The 25,151-nt window shown below is 36.0% G+C and carries 22 protein-coding genes and 2 pseudogenes; 5 read left to right on the plus strand and 19 right to left on the minus strand.

All coding sequences use genetic code 11. The features are described from left to right. Window positions 1-391, minus strand: a pseudogene (locus AC3WLU_RS21930) (transposase); the annotation flags it as partial. A 151-nt stretch (window positions 392-542) separates the two neighbouring features. On the opposite strand from AC3WLU_RS21930, the gene AC3WLU_RS21935 reads away from it, so the two are divergent. Beyond that, window positions 543-2,045, plus strand: a complete 1,503-nt coding sequence (locus tag AC3WLU_RS21935) for an FTR1 family iron permease (RefSeq protein WP_492597925.1) — start codon at window positions 543-545, stop codon at window positions 2,043-2,045. Further along, on the plus strand, window positions 2,032-2,451 hold the full coding sequence (locus AC3WLU_RS21940; RefSeq protein ID WP_413002426.1) for a hypothetical protein: 420 nt from the start codon (window positions 2,032-2,034) through the stop codon (window positions 2,449-2,451). The genes AC3WLU_RS21935 and AC3WLU_RS21940 overlap by 14 nt, the downstream gene beginning before the upstream one ends. Window positions 2,452-2,727: 276 nt before the next feature. Here AC3WLU_RS21940 and AC3WLU_RS21945 read toward each other — a convergent pair. The 3 genes and pseudogenes from AC3WLU_RS21945 to AC3WLU_RS21955 all read right to left on the minus strand — a co-directional run. After that, a pseudogene (locus AC3WLU_RS21945) lies at window positions 2,728-2,958 on the minus strand (NADH-dependent alcohol dehydrogenase); the annotation flags it as partial. 638 nt (window positions 2,959-3,596) lie between these two features. Further along, window positions 3,597-5,663, minus strand: coding sequence for a sigma-54 interaction domain-containing protein (locus AC3WLU_RS21950; protein ID WP_492597926.1), 2,067 nt, complete (start codon window positions 5,661-5,663; stop codon window positions 3,597-3,599). A 59-nt stretch (window positions 5,664-5,722) separates the two neighbouring features. Next, entirely contained in the window at window positions 5,723-7,150 is a 1,428-nt protein-coding gene (locus AC3WLU_RS21955; protein WP_413002422.1) for a YfcC family protein, read from the minus strand. Window positions 7,151-7,522: 372 nt separating this feature from the next. Here AC3WLU_RS21955 and AC3WLU_RS21960 point away from each other — a divergent pair, with 372 nt between their 5' ends. Together AC3WLU_RS21960 and AC3WLU_RS21965 are read left to right on the plus strand one after the other, a co-directional pair. Further along, window positions 7,523-8,665: a M20 family metallopeptidase gene (locus tag AC3WLU_RS21960; RefSeq protein WP_413002420.1), complete on the plus strand. Its 1,143-nt coding sequence runs from the start codon at window positions 7,523-7,525 to the stop codon at window positions 8,663-8,665. A gap of 203 nt (window positions 8,666-8,868) precedes the next feature. Then, window positions 8,869-10,473, plus strand: coding sequence for an APC family permease (locus AC3WLU_RS21965; protein ID WP_492597927.1), 1,605 nt, complete (start codon window positions 8,869-8,871; stop codon window positions 10,471-10,473). Between the two features lie 157 nt (window positions 10,474-10,630). Here AC3WLU_RS21965 and AC3WLU_RS21970 read toward each other — a convergent pair whose 3' ends face one another. The 10 genes from AC3WLU_RS21970 to AC3WLU_RS22015 form a co-directional block, all read right to left on the minus strand. Beyond that, a complete protein-coding gene (locus AC3WLU_RS21970; protein ID WP_492597928.1) occupies window positions 10,631-11,095 on the minus strand; it encodes a M24 family metallopeptidase in 465 nt (154 codons plus the stop codon). 356 nt (window positions 11,096-11,451) lie between these two features. Next, window positions 11,452-12,732, minus strand: a complete 1,281-nt coding sequence (locus AC3WLU_RS21975; RefSeq protein WP_492597929.1) for an MFS transporter — start codon at window positions 12,730-12,732, stop codon at window positions 11,452-11,454. Window positions 12,733-12,846: 114 nt separating this feature from the next. Continuing rightward, window positions 12,847-13,155, minus strand: coding sequence for a Zn-ribbon domain-containing OB-fold protein (locus tag AC3WLU_RS21980; protein ID WP_492597930.1), 309 nt, complete (start codon window positions 13,153-13,155; stop codon window positions 12,847-12,849). A gap of 3 nt (window positions 13,156-13,158) precedes the next feature. Continuing rightward, complete coding sequence (locus AC3WLU_RS21985; RefSeq protein WP_492597931.1) at window positions 13,159-14,295, minus strand: thiolase C-terminal domain-containing protein; 1,137 nt, start codon at window positions 14,293-14,295, stop codon at window positions 13,159-13,161. Beyond that, on the minus strand, window positions 14,292-15,788 hold the full coding sequence (locus AC3WLU_RS21990) for a class I adenylate-forming enzyme family protein (protein WP_492597959.1): 1,497 nt from the start codon (window positions 15,786-15,788) through the stop codon (window positions 14,292-14,294). Before AC3WLU_RS21990 ends, AC3WLU_RS21985 begins: the two co-directional genes overlap by 4 nt. Window positions 15,789-15,797: 9 nt before the next feature. Then, entirely contained in the window at window positions 15,798-16,298 is a 501-nt protein-coding gene (locus tag AC3WLU_RS21995) for a PPC domain-containing DNA-binding protein (RefSeq protein ID WP_492597932.1), read from the minus strand. Then, the gene (locus tag AC3WLU_RS22000; RefSeq protein ID WP_492597933.1) at window positions 16,291-17,067 is read right to left on the minus strand and encodes an SDR family NAD(P)-dependent oxidoreductase; all 777 of its coding nucleotides are present in this window, start codon (window positions 17,065-17,067) and stop codon (window positions 16,291-16,293) included. Before AC3WLU_RS22000 ends, AC3WLU_RS21995 begins: the two co-directional genes overlap by 8 nt. Before the next feature lie 223 nt (window positions 17,068-17,290). Further along, window positions 17,291-18,067 carry an IclR family transcriptional regulator gene (locus tag AC3WLU_RS22005; RefSeq protein ID WP_492597934.1) on the minus strand — a complete coding sequence of 259 codons (777 nt, stop codon included), beginning with the start codon at window positions 18,065-18,067 and terminating at the stop codon, window positions 17,291-17,293. Window positions 18,068-18,160: 93 nt separating this feature from the next. Beyond that, entirely contained in the window at window positions 18,161-19,108 is a 948-nt protein-coding gene (locus tag AC3WLU_RS22010) for a bile acid:sodium symporter family protein (RefSeq protein ID WP_492597935.1), read from the minus strand. 282 nt (window positions 19,109-19,390) lie between these two features. Beyond that, window positions 19,391-19,639 carry a hypothetical protein gene (locus tag AC3WLU_RS22015; RefSeq protein WP_492597936.1) on the minus strand — a complete coding sequence of 83 codons (249 nt, stop codon included), beginning with the start codon at window positions 19,637-19,639 and terminating at the stop codon, window positions 19,391-19,393. A gap of 545 nt (window positions 19,640-20,184) precedes the next feature. On the opposite strand from AC3WLU_RS22015, the gene AC3WLU_RS22020 reads away from it, so the two are divergent. After that, complete coding sequence (locus tag AC3WLU_RS22020) at window positions 20,185-20,538, plus strand: transposase (protein WP_492597937.1); 354 nt, start codon at window positions 20,185-20,187, stop codon at window positions 20,536-20,538. Window positions 20,539-20,759: 221 nt separating this feature from the next. Here the strand turns inward: AC3WLU_RS22020 and AC3WLU_RS22025 are convergent, their stop codons facing one another. From AC3WLU_RS22025 to AC3WLU_RS22045, 5 genes are all read right to left on the minus strand, one after another. Next, window positions 20,760-20,909, minus strand: coding sequence for a hypothetical protein (locus tag AC3WLU_RS22025; protein ID WP_167555960.1), 150 nt, complete (start codon window positions 20,907-20,909; stop codon window positions 20,760-20,762). A gap of 301 nt (window positions 20,910-21,210) precedes the next feature. Further along, window positions 21,211-21,366: a hypothetical protein gene (locus tag AC3WLU_RS22030; protein WP_492597938.1), complete on the minus strand. Its 156-nt coding sequence runs from the start codon at window positions 21,364-21,366 to the stop codon at window positions 21,211-21,213. A 204-nt stretch (window positions 21,367-21,570) separates the two neighbouring features. Next, window positions 21,571-21,798, minus strand: coding sequence for a helix-turn-helix domain-containing protein (locus AC3WLU_RS22035; RefSeq protein ID WP_492597939.1), 228 nt, complete (start codon window positions 21,796-21,798; stop codon window positions 21,571-21,573). Window positions 21,799-22,443: 645 nt separating this feature from the next. Beyond that, a complete protein-coding gene (locus AC3WLU_RS22040; protein ID WP_492597940.1) occupies window positions 22,444-23,856 on the minus strand; it encodes a DHA2 family efflux MFS transporter permease subunit in 1,413 nt (470 codons plus the stop codon). 500 nt (window positions 23,857-24,356) lie between these two features. Next, complete coding sequence (locus AC3WLU_RS22045) at window positions 24,357-25,121, minus strand: hypothetical protein (protein ID WP_063576744.1); 765 nt, start codon at window positions 25,119-25,121, stop codon at window positions 24,357-24,359. Between the last annotated feature and the right edge of the window lie 30 nt (window positions 25,122-25,151).

A 25,151-nucleotide genomic window follows, 5' to 3' on the forward strand; every position in this document is an offset into this window, starting at 1 on the left:
AATTGTTTTTTACCGATTGAAAACAGAATTCGAATAAGCTTGTTACACAAGGCTATCAGAGATTGCATTTTCTTTAAAGGATTGTGAGAACGTGTTGTGTAATATATATGAAGAGCTTTAAAAGCCTTGTTCTTTGCCACCAGTACCATGGCTGCCCGGAATAAGAGAGCCCTCAATTTCTTTCGTCCCCTTTTGGTAATCTTGGTCTGACCTTTGTGCTTTCCGGATGTGTTTTCTTTTAAACTTAAACCTGCTAATTTCACGATTTGGCGACGATGTTGATAGTCTCTGAGGTCGCCGCCTCTGCGAAAAACCCTGCTACAGTATCTCGACCGATTCCTGACACCTCTAACATCTGTGTGACACCTGAGATATGGTCTAATAACTGATCATTAGTAAACTCCTTCATCTAAAAATATTTATTGACTTCCATTAATAAAGAACGTATAGTTTCTATAGATATAATTGATAATGATTTTCATTACCGTTTATATAGATTATTTTTACATAACAAGATACTTTTCATTCCATAGGGGGCCATTATGAAAAGCAAGTTAGTTACGACTTTTTTAATTTTACTCACAGCTTTTTTCATTTTACCAATAAATAGTTTTGCAGCTACTGCATCCGATGATATGAAAAAGGCTAATGAGATAATTGTAGACACTATCCAATCTGTGGATAAGGGCGACACAAAGGAAGCTTTTAAGCAATACAAAACCTTTACATCTACTTGGATTTCAATTGAAGATGGAGTGAAAAACCATTCTCAGCAAGCCTATCATGATATTGAAGATAACATGGGTCAAGCTCAGTTCGCTATTGCTCAGCAGCCTGTGGATAATGAGAAATTAAAAAATGCACTTATTAGATTAAAAGAGACCAACCAAAAGTTTATAGAGGGTAAGTATTCTTCTTCATCTAAAAATGGTAATAATTCAGGTACCACTGGAAATGTAGGAGAACTTGTGACACTGCTAAATCAGTCTCTTTCGAAAATTAATGATAATGATATCGAAGGCGCAAGAGGGGACATTGAGAAATTCCGAAAATCATGGTTGAATGTCGAGGGAATTGTCCTTACTCAGTCCTCAAAGATATATGGTAATGCAGAAAGGGATATGGTTGTTAGCTACGCCATGCTATCCTCCAATCATCCAGATGTGCCAGGTGCAAAAAAAACGATTGAAGGTATGCGTGATTACCTCTCTCCACTGGTAGCAAAGACAAGTTATACGATGCTGGATGCAACGACCATTCTTCTTCGCGAAGGATTGGAAGGATTGCTAGTAGTGATGGCTTTGCTTGGATTTTTGAGAAAAGCTGGCCATGAAGCGAAAAGTAAATGGATCTGGTACGGAGTAGGAGCCGGACTTGGAGTAAGCCTTGTACTTGGAGTAATTGTAAACCTAATATTTTCTGCTGGTACATTCGGCAGTAATAATTTTATGATATCCGGCTGGACAGGGATATTTGCAGCAGTGATGCTTCTATATATGAGTTATTGGCTTCACAGTAAATCAAGTCTTGCTGAATGGCAACGATATATTCGGACACAAAGTACAAAAGCACTGGATACCGGTAGCTTGTTCTCCCTAGCCATTCTTTCGTTCCTGGCTGTTTTCCGTGAAGGAACAGAGACTGTCCTATTCTTTATCGGTATGGCTGCTTCCATTAAGTTAGCATCGCTTTTACTAGGGATTGCCATTGGACTGCTCATCCTTGTAATTGTTTCATACCTCATACTCAAGGTAGGTTTGAAAATTCCAATGCGTCCATTCTTTCTCGTATCAAGCATTTTGATGTTCTACCTATGCATTAAGTTTGCTGGCATGGGGATTCATGGGTTGCAGCTTGCCGGGTTATTACCCGCAACTCAGGCACCCATCCCTAGCATTGACTTTTTCGGTGTATATTCAACATGGGAAAGTATTATTCCTCAGGTGATCTTACTTATAATTGCTGTTATTGCAGCACTTTTAAATAAAAGAAAAGATAGTAAAATAAAAGTACATACTGGAGGTAACAAAATTGAAATCTCGTAAATTACTAGTTCCTATCCTCGTAGTAGCTGCATTAAGTTTAACTGCTTGCGGGACCAATAACGAAAAGAAAGCTGATGAAACCAAGAAAACCGAACAGTCCTCTCCAAAATCTGTTTCCATTAGTAATGGCGCGAAGGATATGAAACAAACGATTGCTGACCTAAATACACAGCTAAAAGCCAAGGATGCTAAAAAAGTAAAAGAAAGTGGAACGATGCTTGAGGAATCTTGGCAAACATTTGAAGACGACGTGAAAGCTAAAAGTCCAGATCTATATGGTAAGGTCGAAACTCCCCTTCACACAATAGAAGCTGGTGCAACATCTTCCCCGCTTGATGTGCCAACAATTACAAAAGCGGCAAAAGAGTTAGATGGTGTTTTATCTGACGTTCAAAATATAAAATAACAGGAAATCATTTTATATTAGTTAAACCATAGAACAAAAAGGGATAGAAGCCTATAGGCTCTATTCTTTTTTGTAGGTGGAAATCATAGTTATTGACTGTAAATAATCAGTATTATGTTAACTAATCCTCCCTAATTGACGAACCATATACTAATCCAGAAGAAATTTCAAATCCAAATAATATAAAGATTTGAGAACATATCGATATTCGTTTTATGATATCCACACAAAAAAAGTAGTCAATATACATCTGCTACTTTTTTTGTGTTTCTTATTTTACAATGAAGCTTTTAAGATAGATAAGATATCTGCTTTATTTAACTTTTTAAAGTTGCCAAATACTCCATGCTCCATATCACGAGCAGCTATTTCTGCAATTTCGTCTAGTCTCTCTTCTCCGATATCATAATTAGATAAGCGAGACGGTGCACCAAGGCTTGACCAGAAAGTACGCAGCTTATATTCTTCATCATCTATAATTTTCTTTTTTTCTTCAAAATCTATATTTAGCCCACTAAATATCTTTCTCCAAAATATAACAGAAATATTCTTGGCTAATTCAACAACAAAGTAGCAACCCTTTTTTTGTTTAAACAATTCCTTTAATAATGCAATTGCAATACCCTTTCTTCTATACTTTTTCAAAATAAAAATATCATTAATACTGTAATCATAGTCCTTATATAAAAACCGCCTTTCTAAAGTAATAAAAACCCTACGATTATTTTATCTTTTTTCAAAAAATATGGTGTTAACCCTTCCGTCTTCCAAATTAATTCAAATGAATAAAATTCAAATGAACCATCTGATGATATGTTTAAACCCATGGTATACTCAGAAAGGTCATGTAAATAAAGGGAATATAAATTCTTAAGAATATGCTTTTCATCTGTGGAAATGTGATTTAATGAAACAGTAAGAGGGATTGGGATACACCAATAGAAAAATTGCCCATAAGTCTACTCATAAAATTTAAAAAGGATAAAATATAGAATAAAGAAATAATATAAGCGACTTTATCATTCTGATTGGATTGATAAAGCCGCTTGTTGTTGTTTTATTATAAAGTTTTTTGTGAAGAAAAAACGTGAGAATTACCTTCTAGAAACTTAAAGATTTTGTACTAGATCCTATTTGAATAATATTCACAATTTTAATCTATGAAGTATCTCTACACCCACTTCTGTAATCTCTGTTCCCTGTTTTTTAATTCCAACTTTAATGCATTTAGCTTTATTTAATATTGATAATCGATGTCGCAATTGTGAATCAGACAAAAAATAAGGGAGCATTTCTTGCATAACTCCTCTCCCTACACTTATTTCTCTCTTTTTACAAATCCATAGTGCTTGTAGTATGGATTTAAAATCTTCTATGAAATTTCCTGTTTTTAAAAAGAGAAGTGTCTCATCAATCTCTGATAATGAATTATCCGATGAATTAACAGTTTCTTGTGATAATAAAATATGTTCTGGTATATGATTCTCAGTGACCATATTTCCTTCAACAATGACCATTAAATAATGGATGAAATTTTCAAGTTCTCGTATATTACCTGGCCAATTATAGTTCATTAATAGATTTTTTACACTTGAGTCAAACATTAGATTTTTCTTTAATAATTTTAAAAAGAAATCTATTAGTATAAATAAATCTTGTTTTCTTTCTCTAAGTGAAGGGAGTTGTAACGGTAAAACATTTAGACGATAATATAAATCTTGACGAAACGTACCATCTTGAATCATTTGATGTACGTTTTGATTGGTGGCTGCAATAACTCGTACATTTATTGGTATGACCTTATGGCCACCTACACGCATAACTTGGCGTTCCTGAAGAACTCGTAAAAGGGAAGACTGAATACTTAGTGAAGCATCTCCAATTTCATCCATGAAAATAGTGCCATTATGTGCTAATTCAAATAAACCCATTTTCCCTTCTTTCTTAGCGCCTGTAAACGCTCCACCTTCATAACCAAATAATTCACTTTCTATTAATGTTTCAGTTAACCCTGCAAAGTTTACTGCTACAAATGGACCGTCTTTCCTTTCAGAATTATTATGTATGGCCTGTGCAAATACCTCTTTCCCCGTCCCGTTTTCTCCAGTAATTAATACTGTATAATCACTTTGAGCCAACCGGATTGCTTTTTGTTTTGCAGATACAAGTAAATGGCTATTTCCAATAATATTATCAAATGAATATTTTGTAGTTAAACCTAACTCAGCGCTTTTTCGTCTAATTTCTTGCTCCATTCTTTGAACTCTTGTAACATCTTGAAACGTGATCACAAGGCCTGTTAGTTTTTTATCAAAGGTTAAGGGAACTTTCGTTACTAACAATGAACGATTATTTATTTGAAATAAGTTATCAAGTTGTTCCTTTTGATCAACAAAAGTCTCATTAATCTGAAAATCAGGTATAACCTCATTGTAATGCTTTCCAATACAGTTAGAAGGGAGTTGTAGAATTTGATGAGCATCTTCATTAATTAATGTAATGATTCCTTTTTCATCTAGCCCTATAATCCCTTCATGTACTGCATTTAAAACAGATTCTAATTTCTGTATTAGTTGTTTCTCATTTTGAATAGATAATGATAAATTCCTTCCCATCTTCACAAAATCTCTAAAAAATTCTGCTGTATAAAAATGGGCCTTTTCTAAAGAAAGGTTCAAAAGACGAGCAATATCGAGCATAGTGGTTAAATCAATTGGTCGATTTTCTAAATTAATGATTTTTTTAATATGTTTAGGTACAAGTTCATCTTGTCCAAGCGTAATAGCAAAATCAATATTTTCTGCCTGTTTGACATTTGCTATCCCAGGAACATAAGGAATTAAATTTAAATGCCCAAATCCGAACGAGTGCAGAAGATCAATAGAATCTCTAACATTATTTATATAGTTAGTAACTAATAAAATATTTGTTTTTGGTGCCAAATCTAAAAGTTGCTCTAACTTTGCAATTCGAATAGAACGTCTAGCAACCATAACAGGAATACTTGAATTCAATGCTTTAATAGAGTCTTCAAGCACTGGACTAGATAATAAAATTAAATCAGCGTTATGAATGATTTTCTCAGTTAATTGTAGGGATTCATAGCATGTCTCAATATAGATTTTTGAACCAAAAAACATTCTTAGATTTTCTTCAAATGTTTTGCATACTTTTTTGCTGATAGTCACAAGAAGTATAGTGGGCTTTTTCATCTTCTTCTCCTTACCACACGGTTGCTTTTTGTTCTTATTCTATCAGATTTTAAAAAAACTTAGAAAGGTCCCCATTTTATTAATACACCAATTGTTAAAAAGATAGCTGCTAAGATGGCCCATATAATAGTTAACGGAATCATAAATTTAAGCCATTTTCCATATGAAATACCACTAGTAGCCAGTATTGCCATTAGTACACCTGATGTTGGATTAATACAGTTTACTACTCCCTCCCCAAATAAAACGGATTGTACCGCTACCTGGCGAGTAATATGTAGCAAATCAGCAAGTGGTACCAATATTGGCATTAACATAGTCGATTCTCCTGAGCCAGACGAAATTAAAAAATGAATAGCTGCACTACCTACAAACATGCCTAGTGTTCCTGCAATTGGAGAAAGTGGAGCTAAAAGGGTAGAAAGACCATGCACAATCGTATCTAAAAGTTGTCCCTGTTCAAGCAGAATTATCACAGCTCGAGCCATTCCTACAATTAACGCCCCATATACAAGTTTCTGGCAGCCATCCATAAATGTTTTGGCAATATCATTAACATTCATACGGGAAATAAGTCCAGCACCTATAGCCATAAAAATAAATAAACCTGCCATTTCGTTTTCAGTCCATTTAAAAATGAGAGTACAGATAATAAATGCTAGTAAAGACCCACCGGAAAACAATAAAACAATCTTATGTTGTAATGTTAGTTTCTGTATTTTTATTTTGTTCTCATTTGCGCCTAATGAATTTGGAAACCGCTCTAAACCTAGTATACTTTGACTAGCATCTTTCTGGATTTTACGTGCATACCAATATATATAAGAAATAGTACATAGTAAAAAAGTGAAATAAATGACAATGCGAAAGCTCATTCCAGATAATAGTGGCAGTTCAGCAATTCGCTGCGATAACCCTAATGTTTGTGGGCTTATCAGGGATACATTCCACCCTGCGTAAGTACCTAGATATATAAGAGATACCCCAAAAATGGCATCTAATTTTAATTTACGAGCAATCATTACTCCTATAGGGATAAATGCAATAACAGAGTTAACAATGATACCTGTGGTACCAAGTATAGAAAACATTAAACAAATAGGAATAATAAGTAGAAGAACTCTCCCCTTACATAAATTTATAACACTTCGAATAAACGTATCGATAGCCCCCGTCTTATCAATAACAGCTAATGCACCACCAGTAAATAAAATAAGAAAGATTAAAGGAGCTCCAGCAACCATTCCGCTTTGAATTGCAGTAAAAATTTCAAGGAAATTAACCGGAGTAGATTCCACTAAATGATAACTTCCAGGAACAGTCATCGTAATGTCACCGTTTTTTACTCGATCAAACACCCCTGATGGAACAAGATAGGTAGCTATAGTGCAGATTATTAAAATATAGAACAAAAGGACATAAGCATCAGGTTTAAATAACTTTCTTCTAATAGGTTTATGAATCGTTTTTTGAGCTGTAGATTGCATAATATAATTCCCCCTCAAAATTAATATGTATTGGATTAAGAAACTCTCGCTATCCCTCCCTCACTTATATTGTGATTATTCAGAAATTTTATCCCTGAATACAACTAACACCATATACCTAAACACAATGCAAAAATCGTGCCAGTTTTTAAGATTAATAAATTATCCCTTTAAAGTATTTTACATTAAAAAATTAGTTTTTATAGGTCTATTTATAGGATATAAACCAACCATAAAACATCCTATAAAAAAATTAGTAGGTTAAAGATAGTCGATTTAATTAAAAAACAAAGTTGGCAAGGTTCTTGCAATAGTATTAATTAAAGTATATAAACATACAGAATTGGTTTACAGTTCAGAGGAGGAATTATTTTGAGTAAGTTACTAATCGAAAAAAACGTTTCTAGCTATCTGCAAGACCATGAACAAGCCATGTTAGATGATTTAATTGAATTCGTAAAAAAAGAATCACCTTCTTACAATAAAGAATTAGTAGATGAGTGCGGTACATATTTAAGCCAGCTATTTCAAAGACGCTTAGACGTAGGGTACGAATTAATAGAAGAAACAAAAGTGGGGAATCATCTGAAATTTACAATTGGAGAAGGAGAACAACAAATTTTGATCATTGGGCATTTTGATACAGTTTGGAAGGAAGGTAGACTTAAGCTTAGAAGAGAAGGAAATAAACTGTATGGTCCTGGTATTTTAGATATGAAAGGCGGCATTATCCAGTCTCTATGGGCAATTAAAGCTATCCAGGAACTCGAACTTCCATTAAATAAAAAGATCGTTTTCCTTTGCAATTCAGATGAAGAAATTGGTTCAATTGCTTCTAAAGAATACATTGAAGAAGAAGCAAAAAAAAGTGATGCTGTATTAGTGGCTGAGCCTGCTGTGGCTGGGTCGGGTGCTTTAAAAACAGCTCGCAAAGGCACAGGGATTTTCAAGTTAAAAGTATGGGGACGCGCTGCCCATGCCGGTAACCATCACGAAGAAGGCATTAATGCTATTGAAGAACTAGCTCGGCAAGTTATTGTTTTACAAGAGCTAACCAATTATAAAAAAGGAACAACTGTAAATGTAGGAACTTTTACTGGAGGAAGTGGAACAAACGTGGTTCCAGAATACGCAGAAGCTCGCGTTGATTTACGTGTTTCAACAGAAAAAGAAGCAAAACTTGTGACGAATATTATTTTAAATTTAAAACCGATTTTAAAAGGAATTAAATTGGAAGTAACCGGTGGTATGAATAGACCTCCAATGGTGAAAACCGAACAAACGAAAGAACTGTTTGGATGTGCTCAATCCATTGCATCCGAACTTGGCATGAAATTAGAAGAAGCATCTGTTGGAGGGGGAAGTGATGGGAATTTCACAGCAGCTATTGGTATTCCTACTCTCGACGGTTTAGGTGCGTGTGGAAAAGGAATTCACGCAGAATATGAACATATTCAAATTGAAACACTCGCTGAACGAGCATCTTTATTTGCCAATTTGTTATTGAGACTGTAATGCATGCAAACAAGATTGAATAACATCAAAATTCACCCTACATAAAGAAATTTTATAACGTTAATACGAACAATTAAACAGTTAAAAGATTGGACCGCCCCCAAACTGGGTGACGGTTCTCTTTAATATAAAAATAAAAAGAAGCCACCTATATATATAAATAATGTTGGGGATTTGACTTCTATAAATGTTATACAATATAAGTGAGCACAACTCAAGGGAAATTCAAAAAGCAGCTTTCTTTGTCTGATCTTACATTTATAGGGTTTGGGGCCATATTTGGTTCAGGATGGCTTTTTTCGGCTAGTCATGTCAGTGCACTTGCAGGACCATCAGGTATACTTTCATGGATTATTGGTGGATTTGCAATTCTTTTATTAGGCTTAGTTTATTGTGAGCTTGGTGCGGCAATCCCACGTGCAGGGGGAGTCGTACGATATCCAGTATATTCCCATGGACCACTTTTAGGATATCTTATTGGATTTATTACTTTGATTGCTTATTCAAGCCTTATTGCCATTGAAGTAGAAGCAGCACGACAATATGCGGCAGCTTGGTGGCCTAGTTTAACTCAAGCAGGTTCAAGCTTACCGACAATGACTGGGTGGTTAGTTCAATTCGGATTATTATGTGTTTTTTTCCTCCTTAATTATTGGAGTGTCAAAACGTTTGCGAAGACAAATACAATTGTTACGATTTTTAAATTTTTTGTTCCTGCTCTTACCATCATAGTTTTATTAACACAAATGAAATCCGGAAATTTTTCAAATCAAGGATTTGCACCGTCAGGTTTTTTTGGAATTGAGTCGGCTATCTCAACTGGGGGAGTAATTTTTGCTTATTTAGGCTTGACACCTATTGTTTCTGTAGCAAGTGAAGCAAAAAATCCGCAACGGACGATACCAATCGCATTGATTTTATCCGTTGTCCTATCTACGATCGTATACGTGCTATTACAAATCGCTTTTCTCGGAAGTATTCCGACAGATATGTTAGCAAATGGATGGTCAGGGGTTGGTAAAGATTTTAGCCTACCATTCAAAGATATTGCTGCCGTTCTTGGACTAGGTTGGCTTGTCTTTTTTATCGTTTCGGATGCCATTATTTCTCCTAGTGGGACAGGTAACATTTATATGTCTACAACCCCTCGTATTGTATATGGCTGGGCACGTAGTGGAACATTGTTTAAAGTTTTTGGAAAAGTTGACAAAAAGTCAGGTATTCCTCGTCCTGCCGTTTGGTTATCATTTATCTTGTCAGTTTTCTGGACGTTGCCATTTCCATCATGGGAATCCTTAATCAGTGTTGTTTCAGCCGCTCTTGTGTTGAGTTATGCAATTGCTCCAATTGCAGCTGCAACTTTTCGGCGTAACGCACCTGATTTACCGCGTCCATTTTACTTGAAAGGAATGGCCATTCTCGGGCCACTTTCATTTATTATTGCGTCCTTTATTGTATACTGGTCTGGTTGGAAAACTATTTCTTGGCTGCTTGGTTCGCAAATCGTCATGTTTGTCATCTATCTATTTTTTAAGAAATGGGTACCTACTGAAAAAGTAAGTTTTGCACAACAAATAAAGTCATCTTTATGGCTGGTATTTTATTATGCATCCATGATTGTTATTTCGTATTTCGGATTATTTGGAGGTACTGAAGCTGTAAAACACCCTTGGGATCTTATCATTGTTGGCTGCGCTTCCCTAATCACGTATTATTGGGCTAGCCACACTGGTTTGCCGAAGGCGATATTTGATGATGATGACGTTGATACGTATGAGCCTATCCAAGCCAAACCCAATGTCGGGTAATATGCTCATTGAAAAATTAGGCATAAAACCAAGAGGTAAAAAGATACTTGGGTCCTCGTGACAATGAGAGACTTCCCTACAATGGGGAGTCTCTTTTTTTGAGCTATTTTTTCTAAACGAACATAAAGTGATAGAGGATGCTAAGCGAATTACAGAATTAAAAGGAACCACAAATACTGCATTTGAAGTTAACGAAGTTGAAATAGTAATCTCGAGAAGGTATAAATGATCTTGTCGTCTCGCTCCGCAAAGGCTGCTCTCCGGAAGGCTTGACACCACCATCAAAATGAAACTGAAAAAAGTCATCTACCTCTTCTTGAATTTTTAACCATGGCTGATAATCTATACCTGTTCTTGCACCACGACCTTGGCCGATTCTGTTATTAAAATATTGTTTATACCCAGCTTTCTTGTTTACATTACGCATAGCAATATCAATATCTCCAATTCGAATACCCGATTTTACTGTATTCACTCCTGCTCTAGTTGATTGAAGGACAGTTTCATAAGTTCCCCTCTGCTTAGCTGTTTCCTCTCCTACCACGAAAGCCCGTGTAATATCCGAACAGTATCTATCAATAATAACACCCATATCAATGTATCCAAATCTACGAATATCCATTTTCCTACACCAACTTCTGCATTCTTTCCATTATCAAAAACGTTCGTAAAAATTGTTGAAAAATAATGAACGTTCGTAAATATATTAAAACTTTAACGAACGTTAAAAATAGGCGATTTCATAAAAAAAACCCCATTCGTAAAAGTGTACTTTAACGAACGGGTTCTTTTTGTTGATGTAAAAAAGGACAAGGGAGGGAGAACAAGTCGACCATTTAAATAGTGCAATAAAATGCCCACCTCTACCATTTTTTGATTTGGTTTCGATTTTTAGTTGTCAATAAACATCATAATGATGAAACAGCCTTTCAAAAAGTTAAGGTTAAATCCTCTATGGATCTTCTGTTATTTTACCTATTATATGGATTGTCCTTTTGTTTCACTTATTCCATTATGGCCTGTTGCTTCATTTTTCGACTTGAGTACCACTCCAAAAACTAAAGCAAGTATAGAACCAGCCATTAAGAAATAGCCTAATACGTAAAAACCATTAGATAAATCACTACCTTCTGCTACAGCACCTACAACGATAGGTCCAACAATTCCGCCAATATTTCCGCACATATTGATTAACCCGTTTGCTGTACCTGCTTGGTTGTCTGGAAAGAAGGACATTGCCCATGCCCACCATGGACCAAAAGCTGAATAAATTCCTATTCCTGCTATTATGAGGAGAACCATGTTAAACATAAGCCCTCCTGATATGAAATGCTCAGCAGCGAGTGCTATACCACCTATCATTAGCGGGATTGAAACAAATAAAACTCGATTTTTTCCTACACGGTCTGACCACACTGAATTAATATACATAAAAACCGCAGCTAAAACAAATGGGATAGCCGTCATCCAACCAACGGCACCAATGCCACTGTTGCTTAATTGTTTTATTAGACTTGGCATCCATAAACCAAAACTGTATACACCGGTAATCCATAAGAAATATATAAAGGAAAATACCCAAACACGATAATTTTTTAATACATCTAAAAAGGATCCTTTTTCTTTTATCACTGTTGAACGGTTTTCCACAAGATAATCCCGTTCTACTTTGGAGAGTCGCTTATCCTTCTCAGGGGAATCTGCCGCAAGCCATGCGAACAAGATGGCTAAAATTAGAGGTGGAGCTCCTTGTAAAATAAACATGGTATGGTAGTCCCATTGCGTGATCATCCAACCAGCTAGTGGAGCCATAATAATGGAAGAGATGGGTAGAGCCATCTCAGCAAAGTTTACCGCTTTAGCTCTCTCTTTGTCTAGATACCAATTTACAAAGAAAATAGAGAATGCTGGCCACAATACACCTTCTGCTAATCCCATAACAAATCGAAAGAAAATAAGCATGTCAAAGCTTTTTATCAAACCTGTACAAATCGCTGAAATTCCTAAAACAACTAAAGAAATCACTATTACATTTTTGGCACTATACTTTCCTGCCGCCCATCCTCCTGGTACCTGAGTTATTACATATCCCCAAAAAAATGCAGAAAGCACAACCCCGATAGCTGTCGATGAAACTCCCAGTGATTTCACTATCTGTGGTGCAGCCATCCCTATATTAGACCGATCCATAAAAGCTGCTAAGTATATTAGAAATAGCAATAAACCGATTCTGTACCAACGTGCATTTGGAATTCTCATATTATGACGCTCCTTTAATTCGATTTATTAAACTGGAGCCGAATCGCTAGGTTGGGATACTGCGTCTATTTCCCTTGGAATTCTTTCACTTTATTGATTGGGGGAAGAGGTGATTTAACGGCTGAAATAATAGGCCCTGTCTTTAACGCTTTTTAGCTTGACCTTTTCACCAATATGGACACTGCTCTCAATGAATCTTGCTGTTACTTTTAACCCTTCGTCTAGATGTACCAATATCACAAAATAGGGTGATTGATCTGCAAATTGCTCAGGGGCAGCATGGATTTTTGTATAGGAATAAACATTACCTTTTCCACTTAGCTGTCTATCTTTTATATTTTCCGAAAAACAGACAGGGCAATGATATTTATCCGTACTAAGTATCTGGTCACAATTCGTACAATACTTTGCTTGTAGTTCCAATCATTATGCCCCCTTCCTTCGTAGTATATGGACGGTAGAATAAGCTCCCGTACCTCCCAAATTTTGTGCAAGGCCAATACGCGCATTTTCAACTTGATTGCATGCCTTTCCATTTAGCTGATCAACAATCTGAATAATTTGCGCAATGCCAGTAGCACCTAATGGATGTCCTTTTGAAAGTAACCCTCCGCTAGTATTCACAGGAACAGTACCGCCGTGTCTCGTTAGACCTTTTTCAACGGCTTCCCACCCTTTTCCTTTTTCAAAGAAACCCAGTTCTTCAATCGCAACAATTTCCGTCATAGAGAAACAATCATGTAATTCAACGACATCAATATCCTTTGGCTCAAGACCTGCCGCTTTGTAGGCTATTTTTGCAGATTCATAGGTGGCAGAAATATGAAGAATATTCTTTACTTCCTGCATAAGGGGAGAACCAGATGACTGTCCTGAAGACAAAATTTCAACCCCATTTTCTCCTTTTTGAAGCACTACAGCAGCAGCTCCATCTGATATAGGGGAACAGTCAAATAATCCAAGAGGGTCAGTAATAGGGCGGGCATTCATTATTTCATCAAGAGAAGTTTCTTTCCTGAAATGAGCAATGGGATTCGATATAGCGTATTGTCTATTTTTTAAAGCCACCATTGCCAGATGTTTTTTTTCAGCTCCGTATTCATAAAAGTACCGATTGGCAAGGACTCCAAAAAAGCCTGCAAAGGTAAGGCCCGAAGCCCCTTCATTAGAATCATTATCCATGGCAAGATTAATAGATTTTGTAATTTTTTCTGTATCCATGCCCGTCATCTTTTCAGCTCCTGCAACCAGAACCGTATTGTATTCTCCTGCTTTTACTAGCTGGTAAGCCTGGCGAAAGGCCAATCCTCCCGACGCACAGGCACCTTCCACTTTTACGGATGGAATACTACCTAGCCCAAGTTCATTGGTAAGAACTGAACCTAATATTTCCTGGTTTGCTAACGGCCCTGAAGCAAAATTCCCTACAAATACAGCATCCACTTTTGGACGCCCTGCCTCAATAAGTGCATCTCTGCAAGATTTGATGAGCATGGATTTAATGGATTCATTTTTTTTTCCGAATGTTGTTATTCCACTTCCTATGATAGAAACAGCTGTCATCGTATTCCTCCCTGAGGTTGATAACTTTCTCTCAGAGTTTTTCTGAGGATTTTTCCATAACTATTTTTCGGTAAGGCGTCTACAATATGAACAAAACGTGGTTTCTTATAGCTAGCTAAGTTCTTTTTACAAAGTATTATAATTTCCTCTTTATTTAGATTTATCAATTGTTCATTCAATACTATATGTGCACAGATAGATTCACCCCATTGTTCGTCCGGGATACCGAATACACAAGTTTCTTTTATGGCCGGATGCTGATTTATTACTTCTTCCACTTCACGTGGGTAGACATTCATTCCACCTGTAATAATCACATCTTTTGTACGATCAACAAGGTGTATATATCCTAATTCATCTCGCCAAGCAAGATCACCCGTATAAAACCAGCCATCTTTAAATGACTCATTATTTGCTTTTTCATTATTCCAATAACCTTTCATCACTATAGACCCTTTGCAAGCTACTTCACCGATTTCTCCGTTTGGAACTTCAATACCGTTGGAATCGGAAATTTTAACTTCTACAAAAGGACCAATTGCACCACATGAATCAGGATGGTTCTCCAACTCTTGTTTTGGCATCATGGTTATGACCATTGGTGCTTCAACAAGACCATATGTTTCGGCAAATATCGGCCCTAATAAGCCCAATGCTTTATGAATCTTTTCGACGGAAATGGGGGAACCCGCCATATTAATGGATTTAACATATCGAAGCTTTTCTGGATCAAAATTTTTTCCGTGAATCATTAAGTTTACTAAGGTAGGAACCAGGAAGATGATTGATATTTTCTCTCTTTCTAAATCATCAATGAAATCATCAGGTTCAAATCTATTAAAAATGACTTGTTTTAAACCAAAAAACAATGCGCATTGTGCTAAAAAGTTACTCCCGTGAGTTAATGGGGCGACATGGCCAATAGTATCTCCATGTGAAATTTCACAAATCATATTCAATGATAGGGCACTCGAAATCATGTTGCGGTGAGTAAGCATTGCCCCTTTTGGTTTACCTGTAGTTCCTGAAGTATACATAAGGGCGAACAAATCATCTTGATTTATTTCAATATCAGGAAAATCAGTTAATTTATTACTGATAAATGATTCATATTCTGTATCAATATTTATTTTTTTTATAAATAAATGAACAGAGTTAATTAATGCTTCTTCCCCAATTAAAATCGATGCTTGGGAATTATCTACTATATACTCAAGCTCTTTTGGATGAAGACGATAATTTATAGGTACCTTTACTAAACCTGCTAGCGCGACAGCAATATCAAGTTCAATATGTTCTTTGCGATTACTCATAAGAACAGCAATACGGTCCCCTTTTTGTAATCCTTCCTCTATAAAAGCATGAGCCAGCCGACATGCATTAATTCTAAGTTGACTAAATGTGAGAGTACCTCTAGAATCTTTCACTGCTATTTGATTACTGTACTGAATAAGTGTTTTTTTTGCTAATGCACTTAATGTCTCCAGTTCAATTCCTCCCCCTTAATGATTGGAAAAGTTAATTACTTTAAACCCTAAGTTTGCATCAAACTCACGAACAGCTTCTATGTTGTTACTAGCTGTTATAGAAAATTCTATGGTAATAAGTGTTGGATTTTTTCCTCTAAGAAAGTGTCCAGCACCCATTTCCCCGTCTTCGGTTATTACTAAGCCATGAAAATGCAAATCCAATTCTTTAGATTCATTTTCACAGATGAATCCAGTACCACTTATAAGCTCAACAGGTTTTTTTATATTAATTTCGCTTCCATAGCCTAAAGGCATTCCATTCATTGTTTTGAAAAGTACATATCCCACTTCTTTAAGTGAACCGATACAAGAAACGATGCCAGATTTAATGTTATGCTTTTCGCATTGCATTAATATTCCATTCATAAGGTCAGATCCTGCTGAAAGTGATCCAAATATTGTAAAACTTTCATTAGCTTTATAGGAATGACTTTGGCGAGTCGTGAGTTTACTTCCTTCTGAAAACTTAACCAATGGCAGAACCACCACATACTTTAAGTACTTCCCCTGTTACATAATCAGATCCTGAAGAAGCAAGGTAAACAACTGCATCAGCAATGTCTTCTGGTGTCCCTATTCGTTGAATCGCCTGGTCCAACTTATAATTCATTCCTTTGGTAATGACTGTTTCTATAGGGCCAGGAGCTATACTGTTGCAATTAATTCCAAACTCTCCCACTTCTTTTGCTATCCATTTCGTAAGTGCTATTACACCGCCTTTAGATGCAGCATAAGCCGGACCCGAACGACCACTTTCTTCGCCTTTTTCCCCTTTTTTACCTGAAATCGGTCCCCCCATAATCCCCGAAATAGAACTTATATTAATGATTTTTCCTGATTTCTGCCGTTTCATATGTGGATAAATAGCTGCTTGTGAAAAAAGGAAAGTTCCTCTCAGATTGGTATTGATGTCTCTAAACCACATTTCATCTGTCATGCTTTCTAAATCAAGCCGTGAGCAGGTACCTGCATTGTTCACAATTATATCGATGCTTCCAAAGTGTTCAACCGTTTCATTTACCACTTGTTCCACTTGATCTCTTTCTTTAATATCAATCTTGTAAATAAACACTTTAGTTAAAGGGTCTATCTCTTGAATTTCTTCTTTAGTCTGCTCACAGTTTAGTAGATCAACCAAGACTATATGAGATCCTTCTCTAGCTAATGCTTTTGCAGCAGCTGCACCAATACCTCGAGCTCCGCCAGTAATAATTGATACTTTATTTTCAAGTCTTCTCGCCATGGATATTCCCCCTAAAAATTGAGTAGTAGATTACATGTACATTTTATAGAGCTCTACCGAAATTAAAGCGCTTACATTTGAGCTATTTAACAGTCTTATGAGGACTGGATGTACCTTTTTGTAATATTAGAAATTTTATGGAAGCGAATACATTTAAGTTTACGAGAATTTTGATATATCTTGTATATTCAAACATGTAGCCAGTTACTTCAAAGGTAACATTTCATGGTGTTATCAGGCTTTTAGATGCTTGATACCCCATTTTTGTTGAAATTTCTTGTGAAGCTTTAAGTAATGCAGTCACAATGTCATTGGGATCATTTCTTTCCTTTATTCTCCCAGCAATACCAGCTAAACAAATTGTTCGAATAGTTTTTCCTTCTGCATCTTTTATAGGACAAGCAAATCCCTGAAGACCGATTTCATATTCTTCATTGTCCACGGCATAGCCAAGCCTTTTGATTGTGGAAAGTTCAGCTATTAATTTATCTTTATCAGTAATCGTGTTTTTCGTATAAGGAGTAAAATGTTCACTTTCCATATATTCATGGAGGCGCTCATTTTCAAGGGAAGCCAAAAATACCTTACCAGAGGCAACGGCATGTGCTGGTGCAGTTTTACCTGAATCAAATACAATTCTTACTGTATAGGAACTTTCCATCTTATCTTCATATTGACAACGGTATCCATTAAAGGTTGCCAATAAGGCACTTTCCTGGAACCTCTCTGCAAGCTCAAGTAAGTATGGCTTGCAAATAGCAACAATATTATATTGATTTTGTGCTTTAACACCTAGGTTAATAAAAGATTGTGATAAAGAAAAAGAGTTATCTGAGTGTTTATCTACATATCCAAGGTCTTGGAGAGTGGATAAAAATCGATGAAGAGTACTTTTATTAATATTGAGTTGTTTAGATAATTCGGAAGGTAGTCTTGATTTTAAAGCGAGTGCTTCAACTATTTCGAAAGCCCTCTCTACACTCTTGATATTATAATCCACTATTCTTCATTCGCTTTCTTTAGTTTCACAATGTGAAACCATAGTTTTATTTTACTGATTTCAGAATAATCCAATTACTTGCAAAAGTCAATATTATTGTAAATTAATACTTTTTTTACTATTTATTGAGAAGTAACTTGAAAAGTAAGATCCTAATGATAAATTAAAAATCATATTAATAACTGCTGGCACTGCCGCGATTTCTCCAAATACTTCAAGCGCTAAAATTGCTGCTAGTGCTGAATTACACAACCCCACTTCAAATAAAATTGCAATAGCATTTTCTTTCTTCATTCCTATCATTAGTGCAATCTTATATCCGCTAATCATAGGTAAGAGTACTTGGAAAAATACGGAACAAGCAATAAAAAATAGTAGATTTGTTGGTACAATAACCTGACTGCTTACATTACCTACTACACTTAAAACAATTAAAATTATTGTAAGTGATGAGATGAGCTTTGAATATGGTTGGATTTTGTGAATGTTCCCTCGAGAAAAATGATGAATTAACATACCAGCTATAATGGGAAAAATAACAATAATAAGCATCTTTTCCGCCATTTCAACAAAAGAAACTTGAACACTGCTATCAGCAAACACATGCATTATGGAAGGAGTTAAAACTGGGGAAATAAAAACATCAATAATACCCATGACTACAATTAAAGAAGTGTTGCCTCCAGCTATAAAGGTATATAACGTGGCAGCTGTTCCACTTGGTACACTTCCAGTCAATATCAATCCTGCCGATAAGTCAGGATATTTCCAAAAAAATAGTTTTGCTAAGATTACAGAAACCAGGACAGTTAATGTCCATTTAAGAACGATACCCGTACACAAAACTAAGGTTGATCGTTTCACCTCCTTTAAATCCTTCCAGGACATTGTTAGACCTGTTAAAAATAAAACGAAGCCTAATAAAAAACTGGTGCTCTCATAAAACCAAGAAAAAAATTCAGGTTTTAAAAAAGAAAAGATTGCAGTTACTGTAATATAACCTGGCAAAAACTTTGAAACATGATTATTTAGACTTTGCACTTTACCAGCCCCTCTTTCAAATTATCGCTATCATATTTTAAAAAAAATTTTTTTTCAAGGAATACCATTTCAACTTATTGTATGGATGGTTAAACTTTCCACTTTTTTGTAATTCGTAAAAGCGTAACTAACCTTAAAGGAAAACAACACAAAATTCTCCTGGTCAAGGAAGGTTAAAACGCAAAAAATCCGCGACATGTATATCGCGAATTGCTTCCAGGAGATCTATTTTCATGGTAGTTTAAGTGCATTTATTCACAATCACAAAGACTTAATAAGGGCTTATAACTTTTCAAATTCTATGGACTTGCAGGAAGGACATTGAACAGTAGACATATCGGTGTCATTATGAACCCATTTATCAGAACAAAGAGAGCAGTGTAAAACAGTATGCTTTTCTTTGAATTCCATTGATTCTTTTCGGTATCGTTCATAGTCCTCGGGGAACATATCCGCTAATGTGCGATACACAAAATTGCCCGTACATTCCTTTCCGTTCCAGTATTCCTTTTCATTTAAGTATTCAATCATATTTTATCTCCCCTAACAATTTATAATTTATATATCATTTCAATCATTTACCTTACTGATGACATATAGCGATTATATAGGTTAGAACATTCCTTTATACAGTCCAAGTATATATTTCTTATTTCCTCATTCGGAGATAATTTCAGATAACTTTCACTTTTCAATAAGGAAATAAGAGGTTTCATTTCGTAATAGTATTCGTTATTTTCCTTCTGTGTTAAAAGTTTTTTATAACCTTCTAATATTTTAAAATAATAGTTATCCATCAAACGATATTTACACTTCGATAACTCCAAATAATAAAACCTGTTTATTTCCCCTGACATATATTTAGCAAGATACATTTCGTTATCTCCTAAATAGGCAGGACTGGCTTGTGAGTAGTAACGATACTCACCATCACTATACAGTTTTTTGGGAAATACGAAATTTATGCCATTTCATTACTTCCTTGTAACGAAATCCTAATCCGTAATAGATACTTGAAACCATAACAGGTTTACGTTTCAATATGTAATCGATAATAGTAACATTCATGGGCAGCCTTGGTCCCTGGACACAATGAAAGCGCAGGTAAAAGGAAATCTAGTCGATCTAAAAAGGGAAATAAGTATTTAAGATCCGCATTAACAGAAGCAGCTCAATCAGTAAGAGGGTCAAAAAACTATCTCGGTGCACTGTATAGACGCACAGCCGGACGAAAAGGAACGAAAAAAGCAGCAATTGTAGTTGCCCATGCGATGTTACGAATCGCATATTACCTTCTAACCCGAAAAGAAATGTATGTCGACTTAGGCGAAGATTACTTTGATAAACAAAGACAAGTATCAATTGTACGCCATTCGGTTCGAAGACTAGAAAACTTAGGTTATAATGTGACAATTACCGAAGCATCCTAATCCAATTTTCGTATCCATAAACACCTTGATCAGGCGCTCTCCTCTTTTTTAAAAAATGAATGAGCTGCGTCTACTTAATTATTGCCATTTTTCGGATCTCACAGAAGTTAATTTTCATGGTAGTTCTATAAGACTTATTGTTGAGTTGACAAGTGAAGGAGGGAGTAGATGGAGAAGATCATTAGAAAAGATAGAAAAACGCCCAAAAAAAGGCGTTCAATTTAATCATTTTTATTTATTTTACCGTCGTTCCCCTTGTCTATACCAGTAGCGTTATTAACTATTTGTGGAAACAAGTTTAACCCCTGATCTAAAGCATTCATTGAATCGGCTTTTTGGCCAAGGTTTTTTGATTTTTCTTGTTTTTTCATTTTTGTCGCCTCCTAAAATTAGGATTCGTAGTAAATCAAAAAATATTCCAAAGTAATTTTTAAATGATTATGTTGCACAGTTCGAATAAACTATTCTACTTGAACTAATCTGCCCCGTGTTGCATAAAGAAAGAGCTGCCTTAAAGACAGCTCTGATCCTAAGCTAAAGCACCCGTTTGTTTAAGTACATTTCTTCACAATCTTTACCCGGAATAAAGAAGCTGCGACAACGACAGCCGGTTGTTAATCTCTTGCACCCCACTAATTAAGAAAGGATACTTTCATCGCGATGCAATTCTGACTAACCATTGTTATTGATTTCTTGAAACAAGGCATTCAACAGATTCTCAATGTTAAACCTCAATTCTACATCAATTATTTCTTCGTTCTTACCTAATTTTTTGTTGATAAAAGGGACCGTCAATATTCCTCCTTCTACCACTGATGCACTCATCATCGAGAGTGTACCCAGAAGAGAAGCATTAGCTATTGCACCTCCATCGGGGTGTGGGGATACGTGATTCTTTCATCACCATAGGGGCAGCCTCAGCTTTTATTGAACCATCTTGTTTATACTTATAAACACTTTGTACAGATAGTCCCAATTTCTTTGCAACTTCATTTGGGCTCATACCTGTAGGGAAAGATTGCTTTTCATAGACTAATCGATCCACTTCCGCTTTTTCATATCGTGCCTCTCTATGTAATCGATGGGGGTCCAGAATTTTAATGATTTTCTTCTGCTTTCATAATCGTAGACCGTTGCCTTTGATACTCCTAATAAATCAGCTACTAATTCTTTTTGTGAATACCATTCCACTTTATTCCCCTCCCATCCTTCTAGATTATCCGTTCCTGTTATGGGAACATCCCGTTGGTTCCCGTTCATCAATTCCTCATGAAACAAGACTGCTTCCGCCTGGCCAAATTTTACACGATATTGGAGTCGTGGGTGTTCGATCACTTCCAAAATCACGCCTTTTTTTCGAATTGTTTAAAGAATGGCGCACTCTTAAAAGCTCCAGTTCGAAAGTGGTTAAAGATTAAGGATTTGAAAAATAGTCCAGATTTAATAAAAGATAATATTACACCTACATTTAATTCATGTATGTTTTCTTTTTTTTATAAAGAAAGAAAATGATAAAAGAGGGAGAACAAATCATCTGGATGACTTGTTCCCCCTCTTTTTTAGAATCCCTTAGATAGGCATGACGTAGGAATGATAGGACATGGGAGGGAAAGCCTCCAGGAGCGGCGTTTGAAAATGTTCATAACGTGGTAAAAACTGGAGTTCCATTGTTCTTTTATTTCACGATGCCTTATGTCCATAAGTTACTTCATATATCCGTTAACCTACATTCAAAATGAACCCCTGCGAATAAGCGAGTATTTGCGAGAAAATCGTATTAAACTGAAGAAGTTCAATAAGGTGAGGAGCCTGGCGACGAAAAAAAGAAGATATAGTTTAAAAAGAATCACAAGTAGATGAAATCTATATTGTGATTCTTTTCAAGCTTAAAAAACCCGGATTCCTTTAATTCTTCTCCCCGAACTCTTTTCCTGCTGATTTTTGATCCTTTATTTTAAAAGAAATGAGGAAGCTAATTAACGAAAGTACAGCGATGACAATAAATGAGATTTGCGCGCCATACATATCAGGATGGACTATCTCGGGACGCTGCTGAGCATTTTCGGTAGCTGATGTCATCACAGTAACAAGTATTGCAGTACCTACAGATGCGGCAATCATTTTCATCGTATTATCCATTGCTGCACCATGGGCGATTAACCGTTTAGGCAGCTGGTTTAAGGCGGCCGTTGAAACAGGCATCATAACCATGGCTAATCCGAACATCCGAATACTGTACATTGCCATAATAAATGTAAAACTTGTCGAAGGACCAACATCGATAAAAGTAAAGGATGAAGCGGTTATGAGGAGTAATCCGCCAATAACCAGCCACCTGGCCCCAATCCGGTCAAAAATACGTCCAATGAACGGGGACATTATTCCGGTAATAAGTGCTCCAGGAAGTATGGCTAATCCAGCTTCAAAGGCAGTAAATCCTCGCATGTTTTGCATAAATAGCGGGATGAGCGTTTCGGCACCTATCAGACCCATAAAGGTAATGGCTCCAATAATGATAGCAATCGGGAATAATGAATACGTGAACACACGGAACTGCAGCATTGGATGTTTCAGTCGCAATTGCCTGTTGATGAACCAAACAAGTGATATTGTCCCAATGCCTAGGGATATGATGGTACTCTCGTCTGTCCAGCCATAATTACCAGCCGCTGTAAAACCATACAATAATCCACCGAAACCTACGGAAGATAAAACAATCGAAAGCACATCCACTTTTGGCCGTGTAACTTCTGTTACATTTTTTAAAGCGAAGAACGCAACAATGATATCAATAATAGCAATTGGAAGAATGATAAAGAATAACACCCTCCATGAGTAGGTCTCCGTAACCCAGCCAGATAAAGCGGGACCAATAGCCGGCGCGAAGGAAATGACCAGCCCGACCAGTCCCATGGCTGCACCCCGTTTATGCACAGGGAAAATCATTAGAAAGACTGTTTGCATTAACGGGAGCATGATTCCTGCTCCGCTCGACTGAATCATCCTTCCTAGCAGCAGCATTCCAAAATTAGGAGCCAGCCCAGCAACCAATGTACCAATAGCAAAAATCCCCATCGCGGAAAGGAAAAGCTGTCTGGTGGTAAAGCGCTCCAGTAAAAACGCGCTAACAGGGATCATGATCCCATTAACCAGCATAAAAACGGTTGTTAGCCACTGTGCACTATTTGCAGTAACATTCATCTCCTCCATTACAGGAGGAATGGCGGTAATCATTAAAGTTTGATTCAAGATCGCAATGAATGTACCCGCAAGCAAAAGAGCAACAATTGTTGTCTGTTTACGATTTGTTGAACTCAATTATGGTCCCCCTTTACGATTTGGAAAAAAACATACTTTTGTAGATTACACGAATTTACATCAGATTTCCAGTAATTTGCTGTTAAAAATAAAAGCAATAAATTCGGCATTAAAACATTACTTCCCCTACAACTAATAGGGGATTTCGTTTGAAGAACAGGTTGCGATTGATGTGTATTAGCCTAGTCAAGGGGTAGCTGTTGAGCCAAACACGAAAGGAAGTACCTTCAAAAGTCACTCCCCTATAAGAGCGGATCAAATAGCTGCAGCAAACATCAAAACATTCCTTATGATCTAATAGCGAATGATACTTTTTTATTTTTTATAAATAATAATAGAAGAAAGTCGTCATTTTCTGGGTAGTTTTGCTGTATTCTGGATTCTATTGAATGGCGGTCACTTAAAAGATCCATAAATGGTTTAAAATTAAAGATATGAAAAGTAGTCCAGATTTATAGATATTTCCACACCTAATCCTGCAAATATAAAAAGCACCCAATTTAATGGATGCTTAGATTTCCTTTCTTTCGTAATCTTATTTCAAATTTATCACTGAAAAATTCATTTGCATTAAAAATCGTACTAATGTCTGAAATATCACCTATGTTCACAATTAAGGCTTCATCAACTTCTTGATCTGTGAGAACTATACGATATTCATATTGATTTTCAAAGTATTTATCTTTCCAAAAATAAATATCTGTCCCTTGATTTTTATAAGAGCTCATCCTAGCTGAGGAATTGATGTTATAATCATCATATTTCACCAAGCCCCCTCTGTAAGCATAACCTTTTTCATTGAGTGTTCTAGTAATTCTGTCAATAAATTGCGATGGGGTAACAAAAATCAAGCTATCTCCGAACTCCCTGATCATTTTATCGATTTGTTCATTAGGTAAATCAAATTTGGTATAGTAATATTTTTCATCCTCGTTAACCACTTTTAACATATCGCCAATAATTGCAAACATACAATATAATGGTCTTTTTTCATTTATATTTTTTCTGAAATTCAATTTTTTAGTTCGCCCCGACATTATTAATTCATTGGTATCTTGAGTAAAAAAATTCATGGTTAATTCCGTAAAAACATGTGTTGCTTCAAATTTGTCTCCTACACCTTTTTCTCCTGAAGCACTTTCTATATCAATATACTTTTTGAAATTATTCATATATAAATCTCCAGACAAAAAACTTTCCACAAAAGGTGTGAACTTTATAAATCCAAAAACTTGACCTTTAAATCCAACGTCTGACATTTTCATACGCTTCATTCCCTCCTATTTAACTACTAA

The sequence above is a fragment of the Peribacillus sp. FW305-BF15 genome (assembly GCF_058783805.1).

What these genes read in the sequence shown, in the direction of transcription:
- AC3WLU_RS21935 (WP_492597925.1), top strand. Translation starts at nt 543, where the DNA reads ATGAAAAGCAAGTTAGTTACGACTTTTTTAATTTTACTCACAGCTTTT.
- AC3WLU_RS21950 (WP_492597926.1), bottom strand. Translation starts at nt 5,663, where the DNA reads ATGAAAAAGCCCACTATACTTCTTGTGACTATCAGCAAAAAAGTATGC.
- AC3WLU_RS21955 (WP_413002422.1), bottom strand. Translation starts at nt 7,150, where the DNA reads ATGCAATCTACAGCTCAAAAAACGATTCATAAACCTATTAGAAGAAAG.
- AC3WLU_RS21970 (WP_492597928.1), bottom strand. Translation starts at nt 11,095, where the DNA reads ATGGATATTCGTAGATTTGGATACATTGATATGGGTGTTATTATTGAT.
- AC3WLU_RS21975 (WP_492597929.1), bottom strand. Translation starts at nt 12,732, where the DNA reads ATGAGAATTCCAAATGCACGTTGGTACAGAATCGGTTTATTGCTATTT.
- AC3WLU_RS21985 (WP_492597931.1), bottom strand. Translation starts at nt 14,295, where the DNA reads ATGACAGCTGTTTCTATCATAGGAAGTGGAATAACAACATTCGGAAAA.
- AC3WLU_RS22000 (WP_492597933.1), bottom strand. Translation starts at nt 17,067, where the DNA reads ATGGCGAGAAGACTTGAAAATAAAGTATCAATTATTACTGGCGGAGCT.
- AC3WLU_RS22015 (WP_492597936.1), bottom strand. Translation starts at nt 19,639, where the DNA reads ATGATTGAATACTTAAATGAAAAGGAATACTGGAACGGAAAGGAATGT.
- AC3WLU_RS22025 (WP_167555960.1), bottom strand. Translation starts at nt 20,909, where the DNA reads ATGAAAAAACAAGAAAAATCAAAAAACCTTGGCCAAAAAGCCGATTCA.
- AC3WLU_RS22030 (WP_492597938.1), bottom strand. Translation starts at nt 21,366, where the DNA reads ATGATGAGTGCATCAGTGGTAGAAGGAGGAATATTGACGGTCCCTTTT.
- AC3WLU_RS22035 (WP_492597939.1), bottom strand. Translation starts at nt 21,798, where the DNA reads ATGAACGGGAACCAACGGGATGTTCCCATAACAGGAACGGATAATCTA.
- AC3WLU_RS22045 (WP_063576744.1), bottom strand. Translation starts at nt 25,121, where the DNA reads ATGAAAATGTCAGACGTTGGATTTAAAGGTCAAGTTTTTGGATTTATA.